This window comes from Mesorhizobium abyssinicae (genome assembly GCF_049887195.1).
In the GTDB taxonomy this organism is placed as follows: domain Bacteria; phylum Pseudomonadota; class Alphaproteobacteria; order Rhizobiales; family Rhizobiaceae; genus Mesorhizobium; species Mesorhizobium abyssinicae.
In genome coordinates this window covers 1-250 of record NZ_JARAKC010000165.1, presented here as the reverse complement: position 1 = coordinate 250, position 250 = coordinate 1, and the positions used below count along the sequence as shown (strand labels likewise).

The window sequence follows — 250 nt, the reverse complement described above, 5'->3', positions numbered from 1 at the left end:
GCCGAACGGACAATCGCCGCGCTTTGGAACGCCGTCGGCACGGTCCTCGACCTGTTCACGCCGAACGAATGCGCCAACTACTTCAAAGCAGCCGGTTATGAACCAGATTAAACAGGACGTGCTCTAGTCGGCAAGCAGGCTCTGGAACTGGAGTTTCTAAAGGGGGCTCTGCATGCACGACCGCGGCAGAGAAACGGGCCTACATCCGCGACCACCGGTCCCATGGTCTCTCCGTCGCCGAAGGATGCCG

Annotated in this window: 1 pseudogene; it reads left to right on the top strand. The window is 60.4% G+C overall.

Going from position 1 to position 250, the window contains the following annotated elements:
• Nucleotides 1–111: pseudogene (locus PU724_RS34090) on the top strand (IS630 family transposase); the annotation flags it as partial.
• Nucleotides 112–250 lie beyond the last annotated feature (139 nt).